This window comes from Neisseria sp. P0001.S005 (assembly GCF_051963715.1).
On record NZ_JBQCTZ010000435.1, the window covers coordinates 1 to 957 of the forward strand.

Consider the following 957-nt stretch of genomic DNA (forward strand, 5'->3'; position numbering starts at 1 on the left):
GTGTCTACCAAACTGACCATCCTCGAATCTTTGGCCGACAAAGTCGACCAACTCATCGTCGGCGGCGGCATTGCCAATACCTTCCTGTTGGCAGAAGGCAAAGCCATCGGTAAATCTTTGGCCGAACACGATTTGGTGGATGAATCCAAAAAAATCATGGCGAAAATGGCGGCCAAAGGCGGCTCTGTTCCGCTGCCGACCGATGTGGTTGTCGCTAAAGCCTTTGCCGCCGATGCGGAAGCGGTGGTGAAAGACATTGCCGACGTTGCCGAAGACGACATGATTTTGGACATCGGCCCTAAATCCGCCGCTGCTTTGGCCGATTTGCTCAAAGCTGCCGGTACGGTCGTATGGAACGGCCCGGTCGGCGTATTTGAATTTGACCAATTTGCCGGCGGTACCAAAGTATTGGCTGAAGCGATTGCCCAAAGCGATGCGTTCTCGATTGCCGGCGGCGGCGATACTTTGGCGGCGATTGCCAAATTCGGCGTAACCGATCAAATCAGCTACATCTCTACCGGCGGCGGCGCGTTCCTTGAGTTCTTGGAAGGCAAAGAGTTGCCTGCCGTTGCTGCTTTGGAAAAACGCGGTGCATAATCGGTTTTAAAATCTATTGTTAAAAATAAAGGCCGTCTGAAATCTGGAAATCAGGTTTCAGACGGCCTTTTGTTTTGGTTTTTATTCGAGAAAGTGTTTAGCTGGACTCAACACCGATGATTGGCAGACTTGTTGCTAAACAGGCTGGAAAGTGTCCGGCTCTTTTCAGATGGCCTCTGCGTCGGCTTGTCGGTGCAATGCCTGATAGCACGGGGTAAGCTGACGGATGATCAGGTCGAGCTGGTGTTTGAGGATGTGGTCTTGCTGCGCTTGTGTGTTTTGTTCAAGCTCGGCAAATTCCTGACGGATTTGGGTCATGGCCGTTTCAAAAGCCTCGGGGTCGGTTTGGGGCATTTGGGT

Annotated in this window: 1 protein-coding gene and 1 pseudogene; one reads left to right on the plus strand and one right to left on the minus strand. The window is 52.0% G+C overall.

Annotation, left to right across the window (positions count from 1 at the left end; translation table 11 throughout):
* A partial coding sequence (gene pgk / locus ACTHSP_RS20855; RefSeq protein WP_440346869.1) for a phosphoglycerate kinase occupies window positions 1–597 on the plus strand: 597 nt, incomplete at its 5' end.
* Between the two features lie 165 nt (window positions 598–762).
* Here the strand turns inward: pgk and ACTHSP_RS20860 are convergent.
* Window positions 763–957, minus strand: a pseudogene (locus tag ACTHSP_RS20860) (hypothetical protein); the annotation flags it as partial.